We start from the raw sequence: 20,749 nt of genomic DNA on the forward strand, positions 1-20,749 counted from the left end.
ACGGGGCGGAATTGGTAGACGCGCATGGTTCAGGTCCATGTGCCGCGAGGTGTGGGGGTTCGAGTCCCTCCGTGGGCACCAAGAATTCCGCAAAAAAGCTCCCTTCGGGGAGCTTTTTTCATTTCCAGGCTTATGCCGACAATGCTGCTTCCACTGCCTGCGCCACACTGCGGGTTGGACGGCCGATCAGTTTCTCCAGCGCTTTCCCATCATCGAACAGGCCGCCGCGTGCCGAGCCGGCATCCGAATCGGCCAGCAATTCAGGCCATGGCGCCGGAACACCTACGCCAGCCAGCACGGCGGCAAACTCCGCTTGCGGCAGGTCGCGGTAGTCGGCAGGCTTGCCTGATTGGCGCGATGCCTCGGCCGCCAGTTCCGCCAGCGTGAACGAAGTGCTGCCAGCGAGTTCGTAGACCTTCGCCGGCGAGGCCGCCGTCAGCACGGCCACTGCGGCCGCGGCATAGTCGACGCGGGCGGCTGCTGAAATACGGCCCTCGCCTGCACTGCCCACCATGTCGCCACGCTGCGCCGCGCCCTGGATGCGGCCATTGAAGTTCTCGAAATACCAGCCGTTGCGCAGGAAAGAATATGCTAGGCCGCTGTCGCGGATGGCTGCCTCGGTGGCGACGTGCTCTTCAGCCAGCTTCAGCGGCGAGCTGTCCGCACGCAGGATACTGGTATAGGCCAGCAGCTTCACGCCAGCGCGTTTTGCTGCATCGACCACGGCGCGGTGTTGCGCCGTGCGTTTGCCGACCTCGTTGGCGGAGACCAGCAGGACGCGGTTCGCGCCAGCCAGGGCGGAATCCAGGCTTGCCGGATCCGTGTAGTCCGCGCGGCGAACTTGCACGCCACGCGCCGCGAAATGCGCCACCTTGGCCGGATCACGTACAGCCGCCACGATTTGCGAAGCCGGCACTTTCTCCAGCAAGCCTTCCACCACCAATTTACCCAATGCGCCCGAAGCGCCAGTTACGACGATCATGTTTTTCTCCTTGGTTGAAAACAATGTAGGTCTATAATAGGATCAACACTAACTTTTCGTAAGTACGCACTTTTTGGTAAGTATGGAAAAATCATCAAAATCCCTGCGGGCCGCCCTGTCCCGCCGCTCGGCCAGGCCGGGCAACGTGCTGGCGCCGGAGTGTCCTTCGCGCGCGGTATTAAGCCATGTAACCAGCCGCTGGGGCGTTCTGGTGCTGGTCGTGCTGCTGGGCGGGATGCACCGCTTCAGCCAATTGCGCAAGGAAGTGGGCGGCGTCAGCGAGAAAATGCTGGCCCAGACCCTGGTCGCGCTGGAGAGCGACGGCTTTGTGCTGCGCACCGCCCTGCCCGTGATCCCGCCCCATGTGGAATACAGCCTGACGCCACTCGGCCGCGAGGTCGCGGAGCGCCTGGAAGTGCTGGTCGACTGGATCGAAGACAACCTGCCGCGCATCTTCGCGCCGCAGGTGTAATACACTGGCGGCGTGGAAAAGAACAACACCGTCCTGGTCGCAAGCAGTTCCAGCCTTGATGTGGCAGCGCTGGAGCTGGCGCTCGCACGCCACGATTACCGGATTGAATCGGTCAGCAGCGGAGAACATGCGCTGGAGCTAGCCCGTGCCGGCGGCATCGTCCTGGTGCTGCTGGATACCATCCTGGCCGGCGGCGCCGACCTGGAACTGACAGGCCAGCTGACCCAGTCCGATCCCGACCGCCGCATCCCCGTGCTGCTGATGTCGCACCGCCCTTCTCTTGACGAGCAGCAGCGCGGCGCCCGCGCCGGCGCCGACGGCTATTTCACCCTGCCGCTCGCCACCACCAGCGTCGTTGACCACGTCCTGTTTGCGCTGAAAGGCGAGCGCATCGGCGGCTTCGACCTGGAAGTGAACTATCACATGATGGCCGCCGCCTCGCCCGACGCCGTCATGCTGCTGGACATGGACAGCGGCCGGCCCATCGACCTGAACCACCGCGCCGAACAGCTGCTTGGACGCAGCGCCCTGGAATTGCTGTCCTCCCCGCTGTCCGCCCTGTGCGAGCGTGGCCAGATGGAGGCCATGATGCAAAGCGTGCTGGCGGGCGAGCTGCGCGTGCACCGCCTCACTTTCCGCCATAGCAGCGGACGCGCCATCGACTGCAACGCGCGTGGGGTACGCATCGCCAAGCCAGGCCGCAAGCTGTTCCACGTGCGCTTTGTCGACGTTACCGGTACCCAGCGTGCGGAAGACCTGCGCGTCGGCCAGGAGCGGCTACTGGAAATGATGGCGCGCGGCGTTCCGCTGATAGACACGCTGCACAAGCTGGTGCAACTGGTCGAATCGCAATCGGACGGCGTGCTGTGCTCCGTCATGCTGCTCGATGAAGATGGCAAGCGCATGCGCTGCGCCTGCTGCCCCAGCCTGCCCGCATCCTACGTAGCCCTGCTGGAAGGAATTGAGATAGGCCCCGGCGTCGGCTCCTGCGGCACCGCCATGTTCCGCCGCGAAGCCGTGGTGGTGTCGGACATTGAACATGATCCGCTGTGGGCGCCCTACCTGGAGCTGATCAAGGATTACGGCTTGCGTGCCTGCTGGTCCATGCCCATCATGCTGGACGAGCAGAAGGTGCTGGGCTCCTTTGCCATGTACTACCGCACCGTGCGCCATCCTGACGCGGAAGAGCAGCGCCTGATCGGCGTCGCCAGCCACCTCGCCAGCATCGCCATCGAACGCGCGCGGCGCGAAGCCGAGCTGGAACGCCACCGCAGCCACCTGGAAGAACTGGTCGAGGCCCGCACTGCCGAACTGTCGCGCGCCAAGGAGCACGCGGAACTGACCAGCGAAGAGCTGCAAGCGGCGCTGGAAAACCTCAGCATGACGCAGGAAGAATTGGTCCGCCGCGACAAACTGGCCGCCCTCGGCTCGCTGGTGGCGGGCGTGGCACATGAACTCAACACCCCGATCGGCAATAGCCTGGTCACCGCCTCCACGCTAGCCGACCATACGGCGCAACTGAGCACCCAGGTCAAGGAAGGCATCCGCCGCTCGGAACTGGACAACTATCTGGCGCGCGCCAGCGAAGCAGGCGACATCATCCAGCGCAACCTGCAGCGCGCAGCCAACCTGGTGGCCAGCTTCCGCCAGATCGCGGTCGACACTACCGACGCCCAGCGCCGTCACTTCTTCCTCGACCAGCTGCTGCAGGAAATGCTGGCGCCCCTGTGGGCCAGCCTGCCGCAGCCGCGCCCCAACCTGGTGCTCGACGTCGTGCCAGGCCTGCAGTTGAACAGCTATCCCGGCCCCCTCAGCCAGGCCCTTGGCCACCTGGTCGATAACTGCATCGTCCATGCCTTCGGCGCCCCAGGAGGCGGCGAACCGGCTGTCACGATTACCGCCAGCGCCCTTGGCAGCGAAATCCTGCTAACGGTGGCCGACAACGGTACCGGCATCGCGCCCGAACACCTGCGCCGCGTCTTCGACCCGTTCTACACGACCCGGCTGGGGGCCGGCCAGTCCGGCCTGGGCCTCTACATCACGCACAATATCGTGACCGGCGTGCTGGCGGGCCACGTGGACGTGACCAGCACGCCAGGCCAGGGAACCACCTTCACCATCCGCATTCCGGCTACAGCACCACTATGAGAACACGCTTCGCCATCCTCCTCCTGGCCATCACTTCCGCCCTGGCCTCCACAGGCGCCCTCGCCCGCCCGGCCTGGTGGTACTTGTACCAAAGCAGCATCGACGGCCAGCGCGCCTGCTCGCAAACGCCGCTCGGCAAGGCCTGGATACAAATGGCCGGTCCTTTTAAAGATGCCCATTGCGAAAAATTGGTGCGTCCTCAATAATGAAGTCAAAGCAAGAAGCAACGCCATCCCACAACCAGAAGGAGACCGTATGTTTCAGAATCCCGAGCAGTTTGCGACCGCCACCAAGACGCTGTTTGAATTCCAGCTGGAGACCTTTAACACCCTGACCAACCGCGCCATGCAAGGCGTGGAACAAGCGGTGGCCCTGAATATCGCTACGGCGCGCAAGGCGCTGGACGACCACATCGAAGCCGGCCGCCAGGTCAACGCCTCCGTCACGCCGCAAGAGGCGATGGACGTGATCAACGCCCGCCTGCAGCCCGGCATGGCCGCCACCAATGCCTACAACCAGCAGCTTGGCTCACTGCTGTCCGAAATGTCGAACGACTTCCACAAAGCCGCCGACGCCCACCTGGCCGAAGCCAAATCCAACCTGAGCGCCCTGATTTACGATGTGACCCAGAATGTGCGCCCGGGCTCGGATAATGCGGTGGAGATTGTCAAAAAAGCCATTGAGAACGCCTTCAAGGGCTACGAACAGGTGACCCAGGCCACCCGCGACGCGGTGACCGCCTTCGAACAACAAGTCGAAAAGGCCAACGCAGCCTCCAAGAAGTGACAATGCAGCGGGTGACGCGTTATACTGTATATAAATACAGTTTTCGCGTCGCCTCGCCTGCATGAACCAAATCCTTGAAAATCCGTTCTACTACCTGGACAACTTCCACCAGGTCCTGCATTGGATTGGCGAGCGCTATAGCGACCTGCTGACGGACGAGGAAGCCGCCTTCCTCACCTGCTTCCCCACCCTGCCCCAACCATCCCGCGCCCTGTTCGTCCGCATGGTCATGCGCAAGGGGGAGCTGTTCCGCGCCTCCAAGTTAAGCTATCCCGAGATTGGCTGCACCATGAGCGCGGCCATGCCGCTGGTCGAGCAAGGCTGGGTGGTGCAGGATCCCGAACTCACGCTGGACGAGCTGTTCGACCTGCTGCAAAAGCCCGAAATCACCCGCGTCTTCGCCCTGAGCGGCGCCGAACGCAGCGCGCGCAAGGCGGACCAGCTGGTAGCCCTGCGCGAACGCCACGAAGGCAGCCACCGCTTCACCGCCTGGTATGCCGATGCGGGCGACCAGGTCTATCACATCCTGTCCAAGCCCTTGTGCGACAGGTTGCGCCTGATCTTCTTCGGTAACTTTCACCAGGACTGGTCGGAATTCGTGCTGTCCAACCTGGGCATCTACCGCTACGAAAAAGTGGAGTTCTCACCTGCCGCGCGCGGCTTCCGCTCGCGGCGCGACATCGACGACTACCTCGCCCTGCACGCTTGCCGCGAACGGTTTGCCGAGGGCGAAGACCCGCTGCAACTGGCGCGCGAGCTGCCTGCCCTGGCGGACGACAATGAATGGCTGCTTAGCCGCCGCCAGAAAATGCTGTTCCAGTTTGGCCAGCAAATGGAAAAGCTCGGCAACTGGGCCGGCGCCTTTGATCTGTACGAGCAGTGCGCCTATCCCGGCGCCCGCGCCCGCGCCATCCGCGTGCTGGAAAAAGACGAACGCCTTGGCCTGGCCTACGAATGGCTGCAGCGCGCCCAAGCCACGCCGGAAAGCGAGGCAGAACGCCAGCAGCTACTGCGCATGGCGCCGCGCCTGCGCCGCAAGCTGGGCCACATGCGCGAGCCCGCGCACACGCCAACGCCGGTCGAACGCATCGACCTGGTACTGCCTATGCCCACCGAGGAATGGTGGGTCGAAGGCGTGGTACGCGACCACCTATGGAACGACGAGGCGCCCTGCTTCTACGTCGAGAACGCACTGGCCAACTCCTTGTTTGGCCTGCTGTGCTGGGACGCAGTATTCGCCGCCATCCCCGGCGCCTTCTTCCATCCCTTCCACCATGGCCCGGCCGACCTGCACAGCGCTGACTTCCAGCGCCGCCGCGCCGCCCTGTTCGACGCCTGCATGGCAAAGCTCGAAGACGGCAGCTACCGCGACGCCATCCGTGCCAACTTCGCCGCCAAGTCCGGCCTGCAATCACCCTTCGTGTATTGGGACGCGATCGACGAAGAGCTGCTCGGCCTGGCGCTGGACTGCATTCCCGCCGCGCATCTCAAGCTGTGGTTCGAGCGCATCCTGCTCGACATCAAGGCCAACCGCAGCGGCTTCCCTGACCTGATCCGCTTCTGGCCATCCGAACGGCGCTACCAGATGGTGGAAGTCAAAGGCCCCGGCGACCGCCTGCAGGACAACCAGCTGCGCTGGATCGACTACTGCGCCGAGCATGGCATGCCGGTGTCCGTCTGTTACCTGGCGTGGGAAGAATGAGCTATACAATCGCCGTCCGCGCCCTGTGCGAATTCACCGCCAAACAAGGCGACCTGGATTTGCGCTTCACGCCCACGCCAACCGCACAGGAAGGCATCGAAGGCCACGCCATCGTCGCCAGCCGCCGCGATGAAGGCTATGAGCGCGAAGTGAGCCTGTCCGGCGACTTCGGCCCGCTGCACGTGCGGGGCCGCGCAGACGGTTACGACCCGCGCCAGAACCAGCTCGAAGAAATCAAGACCTACCGCGGCGACCTGTCGCGCCAGCCCGCCAACCACCGCATCCTGCATTGGGCCCAGCTCAAGGTCTACGGCCATTTGCTGTGCGCCGCGCGCGAACTGCCCGCCGTGCGCCTGGCCCTGGTCTACTTCGACATCGGCACGCAAAAGGAAACGGTTCTGACCGAGGAGGCGGATGCCGCCACGCTGCGCGCCTTCTTCGAAGAACAGTGCGGCCGCTTCGTCGCCTGGGCCGAACAGGAGCTGGCGCACCGCAGCGCACGCGACGAACAACTGCGCGCGCTGCGCTTCCCCCACGCCGACTTCCGCCCCGGCCAGCGCCAGCTTGCGGAAGCCATGTTCAAAGCCAGCGCACGCGGCTGCTCGCTGCTGGCGCAGGCGCCAACCGGCATCGGCAAGAGCATCGGCAGCATCTTCCCGATGCTGAAGGCCAGCGCCGAGCATGGCCTCGACAAGGTCTTCTTCCTCGCCGCCAAAACGAGCGGCCGCAGCATGGCTTTGGGCGCGGTCGAAACCATCAAGCGCAGCGCTCCTTTGCTGCCGCTGCGTGCGCTCGAACTGGCGGCCAAGAGCACCGCTTGCGAAAACCCGGACAAAGCCTGCCATGGTGAATCGTGCCCGCTGGCGCAAGGCTTCTACGACCGCCTGCCCGCTGCCCGCGCCGCCGCCCTGCAGCAGAACATGATGGACCGCGCCTCAATCCGCGAAGTCGCGCTGGCACACCAGGTCTGCCCTTATTATTTGCAGAGCGAGCTTGTACGCTGGGCCGACGTGGTGGTGGGCGACTACAACTACTACTTCGACATCAGCGCCATGCTGTACAGCCTGACGCAGATAAACGGCTGGAAGGTCAGCGTACTGGCTGACGAAGCGCACAATATGATCTCGCGCGCCCGCAAAATGTACTCCGCCGAGATGGACCATGTGCGCCTGCGCGTATTGCGCAAAACCGCGCCCGAAGCGCTGCGCAAACCGCTCGACCGCGTGCATCGGCAATGGAGTGCGCTGGAAAAAGCACAGGAGGCCGAATACGCCAGCCACTCCGAACTGCCCGAAAAGTTCATGGGCGCGCTGCAAACTGCATGCACCGAAATCGGCGACTACATGTCCGAGCATCCCGCCTGGTTCGATGCCGACGTGCTGGACTTCTATTTCAACGCCCTGCTGTTCGGCCGCCTAGCCGAAAGCTTCGGCGAACACTCGCTGTTCGACATTGAAAAATCCGACGGCGGCCGCGGAGCCGCTGCAGGCCGCGTGAATTCCGTGCTCTGCATCCGCAACATCCTGCCCGCGCCCTTCCTTAAGCAGCGCTTCGAGGCAGCGCACGCAGTTGCGCTGTTCTCCGCCACGCTCAGCCCTTGGAATTTTTACGCCGACACGCTCGGCATGCCGGCCGATACCGCTTGGGTCAACGTCGCATCCCCCTTCGACGCGCAGCAGCTGCAAGTGCACATCGCCAGCCACATCTCGACGCGCTACCAGCACCGCGGCCGCTCGCTGGTGCCGATTGCCACACTGATGGGCGAACAATACCAGCGCCAGCCCGGCAACTACCTCGCATTTTTCAGCAGCTTCGATTACATGGAAAAAGTGGCCGACCTGTTCGCCGCCCAGCACCCGGACGTCCCGCTATGGCGCCAGGAGCGGCGCATGGATGAAGCAGCGCGCGACGCCTTCCTCGCCCGCTTCCAGGCTGGCGGCGAAGGCATTGGCTTTGCGGTGCTGGGGGGCTCATTCGGCGAAGGTATCGACTTGCCCGGCGACCGCCTGATCGGCGCTTTCATCGCCACGCTCGGCCTGCCGCAGATCAATCCAGTCAACGAGCAAATCAAAGCCCGCATGGAGACTGCTTTCGGCGCCGGCTACGACTACACCTACCTCTACCCCGGCCTGCAGAAAGTCGTGCAAGCCGCCGGCCGCGTGATCCGCACCACCAGCGACCGCGGCACCGTCCACCTGATCGACGACCGCTTCGCCCGCCCCGAAGTCCAGGCCCTGCTGCCCGCCTGGTGGCAGGTCGAAGCCCGGAACTTTTCCGCCTAGCCCCTGTCAAAGCTCAATATCGCCCTCTGCGGTTTGATCCACAGTAGAGGTCTAACCGAACGGAGGTCGGTTGGGAGGCCGCTTCCCAACTCGGACCTTCGCAACTATCTAATTCGCCCCAACTCAGACCTTCGCATTTATTATCGAATTCGTCCCGTTGCTGCCCCTCACAATAATCCTGGCTCTTAAAGGCAGAACTTATCTGACCATGTCCAAACGTTGTATCGATTTGATCGCCCGCTCTCTTTAACCGAAAACTGTCCATTCGAGTAGTTGAATTTCCCCCGAACAGCAATTCCTGAAAAGCCTGTTCCGGGTGCGATTCCTTGGAATATGGATTCGAGTTCGAAGCTAAAGCAGTCCTGGTGATATGCCTCCCGAATCACGATTCGGACTTCCCCCTTTGCAGTCTGTGGCAAGGGACTAACGTCCGATTGAACTTCTCTCCTGGCCACACCCTCAGCGTAAATAAGCACAAGGTCAGCTTGAATTCGCTGGGATGTTTCTTTGTCAAAGACACAAAGTATCGGTAATACGAAATTTATCGCGATTGCGTCCGCCAATTCCGGAGTCAAAGTCATATGGATTTAGTTGTTAGTCAACGCGAGGGAAGGCCTAAGAAACACACTGAGCGCAACTATCAAGGAAACTGCAATAGCAATCGACACAGCCTTGTAGCGAGTTAACATTAGCATTGTCCAATCATCAAATTGATTATTTAGGTTTATTCCCGCCCTGGACGAGGTTCCGGGTTTGGCGCCACAGCAGGTGTTGGCTTAGGCGGCGGTTTCGGTTTAGTACTCGGGTCATTGGCGTTCCCTTGCCCGGGGACGTAGCGCCGGAATGTAGGATCTTGACCAGGACGGAAGCTCCAGTCATTTGATGTCACTGTTCCTGTGTTGCTATTGGCCGAGACAGTACTTGGCGTACCACCAGACATGCTGATAATACCTGTGTGCTCCGAATACCCTTCGCCGTCGTGACCGATGGCCACGATGTCGCCCTCTTGGACTGTGCCATCTGTCACTACAGCCCAATTCGCAATTTTCAGCTTCTTATTTGCCAGTTCACCTGCCGTCGCTTGCCGATTATCTACCAGTGGCGGCGCATCGCCGGCTTGCTTAATAATTCGATTGACGAAAATATTGCATTTGAATTCAGTTACCCAGCCTACACCACCACGCCAACCTGGCTTACCCCAACCCAAATCACCGACATAGCTCCTAGCCACCGATGCTATACCCGCCGGGTCACGACCATCTGGATCGACGTAGTCATACGGACTATTATTGGCGTAACTGTAGCGGTTAAAGCTTGATCCAGAGTTCGCATCCGTCACCACCGGATCAATGCTCAAGAAGCGTCCCCCGACGTGCGTTTGTCGTAGGTGCAGCCGTTTTCCCTAGTCCCTTCAATGACTTGGCGTGGTTTTCTGCTGGGCAGCGGTGTGTAAAGAGCGATTTTTTCCTAGACGCGATCCTAGCTCGCGCACGCCCGCGAGGCAAGGTAATCGAGTCAGGGCGCTTTTCGGAAATATGCTGGGATGGAGCTGATGGTCTGCCCGTGTACGAATGTCAATCTGACCCAATCGACCTGTTGCCACTAATCAACAAATACGCGTAATCCGTTAGGCTCTACAAATCGAATTGCCACTTTATTGCACGAGCCCAAACGGACTACTCCGTTCCCCTCTGCGTCGTGATAGGAATCTGGGACAATTTCACCCGTCACGAGAACAAATTTACGATCGAGCGAGCGATTAAGACTTTCATCCTTATAAAAATTCAATAACGAAATGCAGCGACGTCGATTTCTCCTTCCGTAATCTTCCGGTGTCATCCAGATTCCGCGATCTTCATTTCGAATTGATGCCCACCCCTTGATAGTGACTGTTCTTCCGGTAAATGCAGCAGGATTGGCGAGGACATTTTCGACCTCAATCCACGACTGCGGCAATTTCGGGGATACACATGACGAAAGAAACATAGCTAAGGGAATGATGCACAGCAATCGGCCTCTTGTTGAACAGATAGTCATATATTGCTTTCTATTTTTGATCGAAATCGGGCTGCTGAGAATCTAGCATTTTCTGCTGATCGCGTCTTTCCTTGGTCTCCATTTTCCCTTCGAGCATTCGAAATTGAAGGCGCCCAGAGACAATTTCGGTCACGCCCACTCTGCCTTGACTGACTACCCCGTTGGGCAGTCCTAACGTGAGGGGCTGGGAGTCAGCTGGACTTACCAAATTCATCGAAGAATCAATATGGCCATGTAACACCGCCAAAGCGTTGCTTGGCTTATTTGCGCTCCCTCCTTCCGTTGTGGAGGTCGAACTACTTTTGAAATCAGCGGCCAATTTTACCGTCGGCCCGTCTTTGCCGGGAGTAACAAAAGCCATTTTTTCTTCCGTCGCAGAATCAGAAGTCACTGCCACAACTGATTTTTGTTCGACCATAGCCTTAGCGACAGCATCGGACGCGACCGTAGTTTGTCCGTTGGATTTCTTCGAATCAAATGAGTCCGCCCTGATACAGGTGTTAGCACTCTTTCCCGGGCATGCGTCTCTGCCATCAGGATCGATGAAATTGTAAGAACTGTTATTTGCATACACATAACGGTTAAAGCTCGATCCAGTTTTTACGTCGGTCACCACCGGATCAATGCTCAAGAACCGCCCCGCCATCGGATCATAGAACCGCTGCTGCATGTCCACCAGCCCAATGTTTGCGGCGTTCAGGTGGCCCGTGAATCCAATGGTTGGCTCGGTGCCTGCTGCGGTTGCGCCATACGGTTCGTAGCGTGTGCGGCTGATCAAGCCTGCGCTGGCATTGGTCTTGGCCACCGGACTGCCCAGGCCATCGGTGTGGTCGTACACTACGCCACCGCCGCTCACCTCGGCAACGACGTGCCGGTTCAGGTAAATGTACTTGGTGCCGGAGGACTGTGGTTGTGAGGTCGTGGTTTCATACAGCAGCTTGCCTTCCTGGCCGTACAGGTAGACGTGGTTGACGCCATCGGTCCCGACTACGCTCACGCGGCGCCCCAGGCCATCGTACACATGGGTCGTCACGCCCGGCGCGCCACGCATCCGGTTGCCGATGTCGAAGGTATAGCTTTGCACGCCGCGCTGGACGATATTGCCCTGGCTGTCGTATTGGTAGCCGAGGCTGAAGCTGCCGGTGAGGCTGTCGAGGCGGTTGGTGCTGTAGTTGATGTTGTGGGCGAACGTGCGCGCCTTGGCGCCGCTGGTGATCTGGCTGGAGATGATGTTATCCAGCGCATCGTAGCCGTACCAGGCATCCCCCCAAAGCGCAGGTGCGCTCACGCGTTTGAGGCGGTCCAGCCCATCGTATTCCATGCTGCGGTTGGTGATGCCTTCGGCCTGGTCGGTGATCGCGGTGACGTTGCCGTTCTGGTCATAGGCGTAGCTGTCTTTGAGCACATTGCCGTCTTGCGACAACTGCGGCAGGCCGCGCAGGTTTTGGGACAGAGTGTGCACGATACCGTTGCCGTAGCTGAACTGCTTGACCGCGCCGTTGGCGTGGTAGCTCACGCCGGTGGTGTAGCTGCCGGCCTGGCGCTGCTCACCCAGGGCGTTGGGGTTGTAGGCGACAGCGAAGTTGCCGGGGTAGGTAAGTTGGGCCAGCGTGCCATTGGCATCGTAGCTGCGGCCAATCGCGTAATTGACGCCACCATAGTTCAGGGTTTCGCTGGTGAGCAGGCGGCGGTTGTTGTAGCCGTAGCTCCAGGTGGTGCCGTCCGATTGCACCGTATTTAGCAAACCGTCGTTGGTGTAGGTGCGGTAGATGGCGGGGCTGCCGTCGCCATAAGTTGTGTTGCGCAGGCGGTTGCGCGCATCGTAGCTGTAGCCGATCATTTTCGCGGCCGGCACGTTGGAGATATTGCAGGCGTTCGTGTCAGGTAGCGCCAAGCCGCTGGCACGCCAGCTGACGTTGTTTGCGGCGTCGTAGCTCTGGATGGTGGCGCCGGTTTCGGGCTCGATGGTTTTACACAGGCGCTCGTAGCCGTCGTAGACGTAGCGGCGCGTGGCGCTCACGCCATTGCCGCTGCGGCTGATGAACGTTGTCTTTCCGAAGAGGTCGCGGGCAATGTAAATGCTGGCGCCTTCAGGCATGCTGATGGCGGTAATTGCACCATCAGCCGGCTCATCGAATGCCTGATATGCGTAGGTGACACTGTGACCTTTTGCGTCGGTGTGAGTCTTCTGGAAACCGTAGTTATAGATAAAACTTTCACTTAGGTTACCCAGCTCGCTGCCCCGTGTTGTGGTGGTAGGCCGGCCCAGTGCATCGTACTGGAAGTATGTGCCTTCGGATGACACGTCCTGGCCGTAGCCTTTGGGATAGGACTCGTAAGCGGTGTTGCCTGCGAGGTCGTACTGGTTCTTGACCAGGCGAAGGGTTCCGGCGCGGTCGGCGTTATCGGAACGCTCGGTGTACACGGGGCGCCAGAGCGCATCATAGTAACTTGCTTCAATCGCGTTGCCAGTAGTGACGATCTGGCGCCAGTGGCCTGGTGCCAGATCGTATTCCCAGTTATTCACTTGCGCGAGCGTGATCGTTGTCGGGTAGTAGGCAAGTCCAGTTTCAGCCGGATAGCTGATAGAAGCCAGCCGGCCCATGGCGTCGTAGCCCAGGGTCGTGGTCGTTGCGGCTTCGTTGGTTAACGATGTGATCTTGCCGATGTTGTTCACGACCGCGCTTTGCGTGCTGCCGTCGGCAAATCTGATTAATTGGGGAATGCCGCGTTTGTAGTTCGAATAAGTGGTGGCCTGGTTCAGGCCGTCCGCCTGCGTTGCCAGGCTGCCGTCGCCGTAATAGGTATATGAGGCATCGGCGCGGCCGAAACGGTTCACTGATTTCAGGTTCGCCGTCGCAGCATCGTAGATGTTTTCTACCGCTACTTTTCCCGTCTGTGTTTCGGTGACCTTGCCAACCTTGCCGAGCACCCACAGGGGATAGCTGTCCACGTAGTCCGTACGTTCGACACGGCGGTAACCCAGGCTGCTGTACTTGCTCACCACCGTTGGCCGGCCCAGGCTGTCGAAGGAGTACGGATCCGCCTCCCAGATGAAATCGACGCCATCCTGGTTGGTGATTCGCTGGTCCACTGGCGCGAGATAGACGGACATGTCGCTATCGCCCTCGCTGCCGCCGCCATAGTTGTAGCCGAACTGGGTCGGATAGGGGCCGGCGCCGAAGGCGCGGTAGCGCGTCGTGACCGTTTGCAGGACGCCGACCGAGGTTTGTTCAAGGCGGCCTTCGGTATTTTTATAGTGGTTGCCGAAGGTGTAGCGTTTAACGGTTCCGTTGGGTTCAGTGACGCTGACGGATTTGCTTTTGGCACAGGCACCGTCGCACGGGGCGTAGCTTGCGCTTGGCGTCCCGTAGTCGTAGCTCCAGGTGAGCGTAGCAAGGCCGGGGCCGCTGATGGTTTTCGAGCTTAGCGATTCGGTATAAAAGTACAGGGCGGGGCGCTGCACCCAGCCGCTGGCACTGTCGCAGGTCCTGGGGATGCCTGACCGGCCATGCACGGTGCCGCGCAAATTGAAGGTGCCCGTTGCGCCTGAAGGATGAACCATCGAGAAGGTGCGCAGGGTACTATCAATTCCACTTGGGCTATCGCAGCTTTGGACCGCGCTGACGCTAGGGCTGCTATTGACGCTGTCTGAATTACCAAACTGCCAGGAAGTTCCGTCAGGAAGTGTGACACTGGCCAGGTCGGTCGCGTTGTAGGCATACGTCCAGGTTCTGGTACCGTCCGAAACGGTTTTTACCCGTCCCGTTACTGCCGTCGAATCGTACGTCAGCGTCATCGAACGCCCGTCACTCGCATCGATGCGCGACAGGTGTGTCGGTGCGGCGGGATCGTAGGTGTACCTGACCCAATTGCCGAACCGGTCGGAAACCTGGGTAGGGAGAATCCATACTTCCTTGCGCAGCAGCATGTCGGGGCGGGGAAGGCCAGTTTCGCTCGGACGGGTCAGGCCGAGGGCTGGATAGCTGGCCATCCAATCGAAGCGATAGGAGATGCCTTCCGGGGAAACGGCGACAAAACCTTCACCCATGCTATGGTTTGCGCTGGTATCGTTCGCCAGCGATGGAAGGCAGGACAACGACCAGAGCGCGGTCGTCACTACCGGGTAGGCAGAAACCGCGCCGGGAGCCAGTGTGAATCCTGGCGCGCGGCCCAGAAGTTGTTGATCGCCGCGGCCGGGGACATAAAGGAAGCTGCCGTTCCAGAAGTCTTCGGACGCCACGCAGATTCATTTCTAGCACCGGCCGCGTCGGGTGGCGGCCCAAAATCGGTGCAGCGTGCGCCGGTTCCTACGCCTGCCTTCCAGCCATCGTTTTGTGAAAACAAACCGTGCAGGTGCGGGATCTCGATATCCCAGCGGCCGAAGGCGCGGCTGCCCAAACCCCGGTTACCCGTTGCAAACCGCCGTCCGATTTCGACTGGCAAAGCGTTGTTTCCAGGGATGGAAACATCGGACTGGGTAAATTCCAGCGAGCCGTTGTAGAGGTTGACCCGGTCGCCAAAGAGGTCCGTGCCTAGCTTGGCGATGGCTTTCGGTGCTTTGATTTGCTTGTATTGCTCATCAATGACGGTGGTCGTTTGGGCATTTGCGGTGCCGGCAAGCAGAAGCATGCCAAAAACTGCTCGTGGAACGATCATGATATCGGCAACAGTTGCAGCGAGCGAAAAGCGCGAACGGAAGGTCTTCCCTGGCATCCATAACTCCCATTTAATAGTTATGGAAAGGGAATTTATGGCTAAAAGTATCTATTGGCAATAAAATTATTTGTCAGGAAAGTTACTTTTCGAGAGAATCTTTACTAGCATTTCTGATACGTGCAATTCAAGCGATCTCAATGAGGGGCTGACACTTGAGATGATCTTAAGGATGCGCAATAGATTATGGCCACAGAGAATCTAGCAACGGTCACTTTTGCCTTATCCTAATTCTTAATTCTGTCCGCAGCCGGAACCAGTCAATGACGCCTTGCTGCCATAAAACAGCCGCAGCTGATGGCTGTTAATTTGCGTTGAAAATTGACCCACAGTGACTGACCAGAGATTCGGAAGATGCATGTCATTGTGATGAACCTAGATTGAATTCGTTAAAAGTCTGCATTGCCTCAAGGTCAGGTATTGGCCGTATTCGGACCACGGAAGACTCCAACCTATCTGATCGTCGGTGTCAGATCAAGTCGCAGCCACTGCAATTAATGCCTGCGGTGCATGCTCGCGTTGTACTTCTCGCGGGCGACGGCATCGGCCGCCTCCTGGTTCGCCGCCTCCCTTTGCATCCGCCTTTCGCGCGAGTCGAGTTCGCGCTGATGCAAGTCTTCAATGGCTGGCACGGCAGGCTGGGCCGGACGTTGCGCCTGCTGCTCTTTAGGATTGGCGGCTTCTGGCGGCCGCTCGGGATAATGAACTTTGCCGCTCAAGTCCGTCAACTTCTGGACCTGGGCATACGTCGGCATAGCAGCCAGAGCAATCAGCAAAGGAATTATTTTTATCACATGGCAAGTATATTAAAATCAATACCCGTCATGTCTCACACATTGTCACTCATTTTCTATGCCGGCAAGGCTTTCATGCGTTCCTCCAGGTGCCCGAATGTCCAATCGTTCAAGTCGAGGAGATCCTTCAGGCATGTTTTAGGAACAGTGAACTGAACATCGAAAGTCCATGGCGCCAGGACCGCATCAACCGGATTCCGCCCCTCGCAAGTGATGCCTGTAATCAGTACATGCAAATGCTCCGCGTCGTACCGAGCCAGCAACGACCATTCATCGAGAAAACGAACATCAAATTCGCCATCGGCGGGATGCCCCATTGGCCCCTCCGTAATGACACCCAATTGATCGCCGCTGAATTTGTAGCGCTTACCTGACTGCATTTGCTCGACATAGTGACTGCGAAGCATCTTTACGTTGAACTGGCTTAGAACCAATTCCTTCCGTTTTCCCACCTTCGGGGCCGAATCGTGAATCACCACTTCGAAGTCCGTCACGAAAACACTCAGGCTACTCGTCACCAACTCGCCGTTAATCCGCAGCGCCCCGTCAAATACATAATCAGACTTCATGCTCGCCTAAAGCCCTTTCACTTTCTGGTAGCCGTTGCGGCTGACTGGGATCTTGCGGCCGTCTTTCAGCACGGCGCAATGGCTGTCCTTCGTGGAATGCTCGATGCGTTCGATGCGCTCGACGTTCACGATCCATGAGCGGTGCAGGCGGACGAAGCGTGTCTGGTCGAGCTGCTCTTCCAGTTCGGACAGGCGCTGGTTTTTCAGGTAGGGCTTGCCCTCGGCCAGGATTTCGACGTAATCGTCTTGTGCCTCAATCGAGTCGATGCGCTCCGCCGCAATCACATGGACGCGGGAGCCGTCGCGGATCAGCACACGCTCCAGCGGACCGTTGCGGGTGGCGGCTTCGCTCGCCATCTGCGCCACGGCCGGACGCTCGCCGCCCAGCCGGGTGCGCACGTGCGCCAGCGCCTGGTCCAGCCGTTCCTGCGGATAAGGCTTGAGCAGATAATCGATGGCGTGGACTTCGAACGCCTTCAGCGCATACTGGTCATAGGCCGTGGCGAACACATAGTGCGGCTTGCTGCCGGCCAGTTCCACCACTTCAAAGCCATCCAGCTTGGGCATCTGGATGTCGAGGAACACCACATCCGGCTCCAGTTCCGCAATCGCCTTCACGGCCTCGAAACCGTTGCCGCATTCAGCTACCACCTCCACATCGGCGTGGGCCCGCAGGTACTCCCGCATGACGCCGCGGGCCAATTCTTCATCATCGACAATGATGACGCGCATGATTCAGGACTCCTTGGTCTCGGCGGGCAGCATCAGGGCCACCCGGTATTTATTGTTTTCGTGCGTGCAGTGCACGCTCGCCGTGTGGCCGTACGCCGCCGCCAAGCGTTCCTGCACATTCACCAGCCCAATGCCGTTGCCTTTGCGGGGCGGCGTATCCGGGTCGGTATCGTTTTCCACATCGATCTTCAGCAGAGAACCCTCCCGGCGGGCGTCGATACGCACCGTGCCGCCGTCCGGCAAGCCGCCAATGCCGTGCTTTACCGCGTTTTCCACCAGCGGCTGCAGGATCATCGGCGGCAGCAGGCATGGCAGCGCCGCTTCATCCACTTCCTGCTCCACGCCAAGCCGCGCGCCGAAGCGCACTTTTTCAATTGCCAGGAAGTGCCCGATCAAACGCACCTCCTCCTCCAGCGTGATCTTGCCCTGTGCCTCGATGCCCAGGCTTTGGCGGAAGAAATCCGACAGGCGCTGCGTCATATCGCGTGCGCGCTTGGCATCGATCGAGGTCAGCGCACTGATCGAGTTCAGGCTGTTGAACAGGAAGTGCGGATCGATCTGGGTCCGCAGCATGCGCAATTCCGCATCACGGGCCAGAAGCTTGGATTCCAGTTCGCGCTGCTCCGCCTGGCGGGCCCGGACAAATTCACCGAGCAGGTAATTCAGCGTTGCCAGCAAGCCGTACATCAGGATGCCGAGCGAGAACAGCAACGCCGTCAACTGCGGCCCCACCTTGATGCCCTCGGCGCCGAACGATTCGGCCGCGATATTCCACGCCCGCATCAGGAACACCCACAGGAATCCGGCCCACACAGCCGCCGTCAGCATCGACACCAGGATCACCGCCGGGCTGCGTTCGCGCAGCGGATTGGCCTTGCACATGTAATAGGCCGAAAAACCCGCGCCGACGGAAAACAGCAAAGTGACCGGCACCGCAAACAGCATGGCGCGCAGCCAGGGTTCATCACCCAGCTGCGCCACCGCCCCGCCCAAGCCGATTCCCAGCAGCGTCCAAACCGTGAGGTAGAGCAGGACGCCGCTTCGGCTGGTCAATACGCGCTGCATCAGTTACGGATATCCACGCCGCCCATGATGGCAGTACCGCGAACCACCAGGCGCTTGTTGGCATCCTTAGGCTGCATGGTCTTCTCGTCGAAGCCGCCCAGGATAGGAGTGCCTTCCAGTTCCACCGTCCAGTCGGTCGGCACCTTGATGGAGATGCCGCCCATGATGGCGAACACATTCAGCACGACGGTGCCATTCAAGGAAGCGGTACGCATGTCAAGGTCGATACCGCCCATGATGCTGTTCAGGTCACCGCCGCGGAAGTCCTGGGTGGTTACCTTGCGCTGCACGCCGCCGAAGATGGCAGTCAGGTCCAGCACGCGCTCGCCGGTCTGGCCTTCGTCCACGCAGAACATGGATTCCGCCTGGTTGCTGGCAGTATCGCCGCCGTCAGCCACTTGCTGGCTGCGCTTGTGGGCACGGAACACCATCAACAGGCCCAGGCCAATAATCCCGATCGGGAACAGTACCTTCCAGCTGATGTAGATCAGGCCCAGGCCTTTCAGCAGCGAGACCGCGCCGAAGCCGATCATGAAGATGCCTGCAACCGCTGCCCCGCTGCCGCGGCGCGGCGCCGAAGCCAGGGTCGAGGCGCCGACCAGCATCAGGATGAAGGGCCAGAAATGGACCCGCATATCGAGGTCGATCCAGCCCAGGTTATCGATCAGGAACAGGAAACCGGCCAGGATGACACCGGCGCCAATCAGCATCTGCGAAGCAGTATTACGTTGGCGGTAAGGGCGATTACGCATTCTCATTATTACTTCTCCTCTTTATCGGCGGTGTATTTAATCACAACTGGCTGGGCCAGCATGCAGATGCCTGCGATGATGACCAGGATCGGCCAGCTGTTGTGGAAGTTCAGGCCCCACAGGTGTTCGAACAAAACGTAGAACCAGCCGGCGAAGGCGATATGGCACAGGCCATCCAGCACATGCTTGGGCGTCGTCGGCGGGATCAGCTTGACTGCGCCGAAGGCCATGGCCAGGAAAGGCCAGAAGCGCCACCACATGCCGATTGGCGGAACCTGGATATCGGTCAGGAGCACGACGCCCACCGCGACCACGATCAAGCCCCAGAGCAGTTGGCTGCGGCTTTGCATTACTTTGCTCATTTCTTGCTCCCCGTTGATTGGATGGTTGAACTTTATCGGGGCGCAGGCAGCGGCGAAACCGCTTTTCGGTGAATGGCGGCGGCGGGTCGGTGAATGGCGAAGATTTCAGCGAACAACGAAAAAAACCCGCCGGGCGGCGGGTTTGGGGGCTACGTCGGGGAGGTTCGTTGCGGTGGTACGGAGGCCTAGCGCCCGGTATCCATCTTCGGTTCGAAGAGCATCAAGCCCCAGCCCAGCTGACGGCGAATCTCCTCTGGCGATGGAGGTGGTTTGACGGCTTGCGAACGGCGTTCAAGGTACTCCCGTACCACGTACTTGGATGGGTGGTTAGTCTGGGTCATGATAGGCCTCCGTATTCTGTTTTTTGGTGCGCTTCAATCACGATTCCATCTTATTTCTCCGCCCCTTCCTATACGGTGCGTTTGCACACAATTCCCCCGTCAGTTCGGCTCTTGTTCCTGTCGGAATCGGCCTACGAAATGTGTCTTGCCAGCCTTGCGGACTCGAGCACTCAAAAATTTAACGCTTGACGAACTTTCAAATTTAGACGGCCCCCCTGATCCGCCGCCAAGGTCTGTTCGCTCGAAAACATAAACACTTCACTAATGAAATATATACCAGAAGGTGTCGGCTATATTGGTCTGCGTTAGCAAGCAGGAAAGGTTATGTTTTCAGCAGGCCACTGACGATATGACCGGGCAACCTCTTGCGCGCTGACACCGCTTCACCTTCACAACAACACTATCTCAAGGGGTATTAACATGAAGAAAGCGTTTCTAAGTAAGGTAGCCGGACCACTGATGCTATCCGCCGGGCTGTTTGCCAGCTCCGGCGCCATGGCACAGACCACTTTGACCTTTGATGCTGGGGGCAACGCCATTTTCGGCGCGCTCCACGCAACAGCTGGGGACTATATCGATACCTACCTGTTCTCGGTGGATACCAATGCCAGCTATGCCAGCGGTACCGCTGTCGTAGGCAAGACCTGGCTCGACGGTTCCCGCCTGGCAAACTTCGGTATCACCGGCATCCAGTTCTTCAAAGTCGAAGCCGATAGCAGCCAGACCAACCTGTCCACCACATTCAGCAATTCGGGCGGCATTGAGTTCTTCCCGATTGATGCGCTGATGTCAGGTAACTATGGCTTCACGGTCACCGGCAGTACCGCCATTGCAGGAATGGGCGGCTCTTATGCCGGGAACCTGAACCTGGCTGCTCCAGTTCCGGAACCAGCTACTTATGCGATGCTGCTGGTTGGCGTTGGCCTGTTAGGTCTGGCCTCCCGACGCAAGTCCAACGACAAGCTGGGCTAAGCCGCAACCACATCCCCCCGTGGAAACCCGCTGCGGC

Annotated in this window: 18 protein-coding genes and 1 tRNA gene; 8 read left to right on the plus strand and 11 right to left on the minus strand. The window is 59.6% G+C overall.

What is annotated here, in order from left to right:
- Positions 1–4 precede the first annotated feature (4 nt).
- Positions 5–81 (plus strand) — tRNA-Leu (locus AC1RTP_RS17185).
- Positions 82–130: 49 nt separating this feature from the next.
- Here AC1RTP_RS17185 and AC1RTP_RS17190 read toward each other — a convergent pair.
- Positions 131–982, minus strand: a complete 852-nt coding sequence (locus tag AC1RTP_RS17190) for an SDR family oxidoreductase (protein WP_498608885.1) — start codon at positions 980–982, stop codon at positions 131–133.
- Positions 983–1,064: 82 nt separating this feature from the next.
- On the opposite strand from AC1RTP_RS17190, the gene AC1RTP_RS17195 reads away from it, so the two are divergent.
- The 6 genes from AC1RTP_RS17195 to AC1RTP_RS17220 all read left to right on the plus strand — a co-directional run bounded on the left by AC1RTP_RS17195 (position 1,065) and on the right by AC1RTP_RS17220 (position 8,372).
- Positions 1,065–1,454 carry a winged helix-turn-helix transcriptional regulator gene (locus tag AC1RTP_RS17195; RefSeq protein ID WP_498608887.1) on the plus strand — a complete coding sequence of 130 codons (390 nt, stop codon included), beginning with the start codon at positions 1,065–1,067 and terminating at the stop codon, positions 1,452–1,454.
- A 12-nt stretch (positions 1,455–1,466) separates the two neighbouring features.
- Positions 1,467–3,602: an ATP-binding protein gene (locus AC1RTP_RS17200; RefSeq protein ID WP_498608889.1), complete on the plus strand. Its 2,136-nt coding sequence runs from the start codon at positions 1,467–1,469 to the stop codon at positions 3,600–3,602.
- Positions 3,599–3,808 (plus strand): hypothetical protein, encoded by a 210-nt coding sequence (locus AC1RTP_RS17205; RefSeq protein ID WP_498608891.1) that lies wholly within the window; start codon positions 3,599–3,601, stop codon positions 3,806–3,808. Before AC1RTP_RS17200 ends, AC1RTP_RS17205 begins: the two co-directional genes overlap by 4 nt.
- Positions 3,809–3,857: 49 nt before the next feature.
- A complete protein-coding gene (locus tag AC1RTP_RS17210) occupies positions 3,858–4,388 on the plus strand; it encodes a phasin family protein (protein WP_498608892.1) in 531 nt (176 codons plus the stop codon).
- Positions 4,389–4,449: 61 nt separating this feature from the next.
- On the plus strand, positions 4,450–6,090 hold the full coding sequence (locus tag AC1RTP_RS17215; protein ID WP_498608894.1) for a VRR-NUC domain-containing protein: 1,641 nt from the start codon (positions 4,450–4,452) through the stop codon (positions 6,088–6,090).
- Positions 6,087–8,372, plus strand: a complete 2,286-nt coding sequence (locus AC1RTP_RS17220) for a helicase C-terminal domain-containing protein (protein WP_498608895.1) — start codon at positions 6,087–6,089, stop codon at positions 8,370–8,372. Before AC1RTP_RS17215 ends, AC1RTP_RS17220 begins: the two co-directional genes overlap by 4 nt.
- Positions 8,373–9,096: 724 nt before the next feature.
- Here the strand turns inward: AC1RTP_RS17220 and AC1RTP_RS17225 are convergent.
- From AC1RTP_RS17225 to AC1RTP_RS17270, 10 genes are all read right to left on the minus strand, one after another.
- The gene (locus AC1RTP_RS17225; RefSeq protein WP_498608897.1) at positions 9,097–9,729 is read right to left on the minus strand and encodes an RHS repeat-associated core domain-containing protein; all 633 of its coding nucleotides are present in this window, start codon (positions 9,727–9,729) and stop codon (positions 9,097–9,099) included.
- Between the two features lie 690 nt (positions 9,730–10,419).
- Complete coding sequence (locus AC1RTP_RS17230) at positions 10,420–14,460, minus strand: RHS repeat domain-containing protein (protein WP_498609092.1); 4,041 nt, start codon at positions 14,458–14,460, stop codon at positions 10,420–10,422.
- A gap of 68 nt (positions 14,461–14,528) precedes the next feature.
- On the minus strand, positions 14,529–15,125 hold the full coding sequence (locus tag AC1RTP_RS17235; protein ID WP_498608899.1) for a hypothetical protein: 597 nt from the start codon (positions 15,123–15,125) through the stop codon (positions 14,529–14,531).
- A 494-nt stretch (positions 15,126–15,619) separates the two neighbouring features.
- Positions 15,620–15,844: a hypothetical protein gene (locus AC1RTP_RS17240; protein WP_498608900.1), complete on the minus strand. Its 225-nt coding sequence runs from the start codon at positions 15,842–15,844 to the stop codon at positions 15,620–15,622.
- 131 nt (positions 15,845–15,975) lie between these two features.
- Positions 15,976–16,488 carry a hypothetical protein gene (locus AC1RTP_RS17245; RefSeq protein WP_498608902.1) on the minus strand — a complete coding sequence of 171 codons (513 nt, stop codon included), beginning with the start codon at positions 16,486–16,488 and terminating at the stop codon, positions 15,976–15,978.
- 6 nt (positions 16,489–16,494) lie between these two features.
- On the minus strand, positions 16,495–17,220 hold the full coding sequence (locus AC1RTP_RS17250) for a LytR/AlgR family response regulator transcription factor (protein WP_498608903.1): 726 nt from the start codon (positions 17,218–17,220) through the stop codon (positions 16,495–16,497).
- Between the two features lie 3 nt (positions 17,221–17,223).
- On the minus strand, positions 17,224–18,285 hold the full coding sequence (locus AC1RTP_RS17255; protein WP_498608905.1) for a sensor histidine kinase: 1,062 nt from the start codon (positions 18,283–18,285) through the stop codon (positions 17,224–17,226).
- Entirely contained in the window at positions 18,285–19,043 is a 759-nt protein-coding gene (locus AC1RTP_RS17260) for a LiaF transmembrane domain-containing protein (protein WP_498608907.1), read from the minus strand. The genes AC1RTP_RS17255 and AC1RTP_RS17260 overlap by 1 nt, the downstream gene beginning before the upstream one ends.
- A gap of 2 nt (positions 19,044–19,045) precedes the next feature.
- Entirely contained in the window at positions 19,046–19,399 is a 354-nt protein-coding gene (locus AC1RTP_RS17265) for a LiaF transmembrane domain-containing protein (RefSeq protein WP_498608908.1), read from the minus strand.
- A 185-nt stretch (positions 19,400–19,584) separates the two neighbouring features.
- Entirely contained in the window at positions 19,585–19,740 is a 156-nt protein-coding gene (locus AC1RTP_RS17270) for a hypothetical protein (protein WP_498608910.1), read from the minus strand.
- Positions 19,741–20,160: 420 nt separating this feature from the next.
- Here AC1RTP_RS17270 and AC1RTP_RS17275 point away from each other — a divergent pair, with 420 nt between their 5' ends.
- Positions 20,161–20,712 carry an FxDxF family PEP-CTERM protein gene (locus AC1RTP_RS17275; RefSeq protein ID WP_498608912.1) on the plus strand — a complete coding sequence of 184 codons (552 nt, stop codon included), beginning with the start codon at positions 20,161–20,163 and terminating at the stop codon, positions 20,710–20,712.
- The last annotated feature ends 37 nt before the right edge of the window (positions 20,713–20,749 follow it).

Source organism: Pseudoduganella sp. GW821-FHT11H04, from assembly GCF_058807935.1.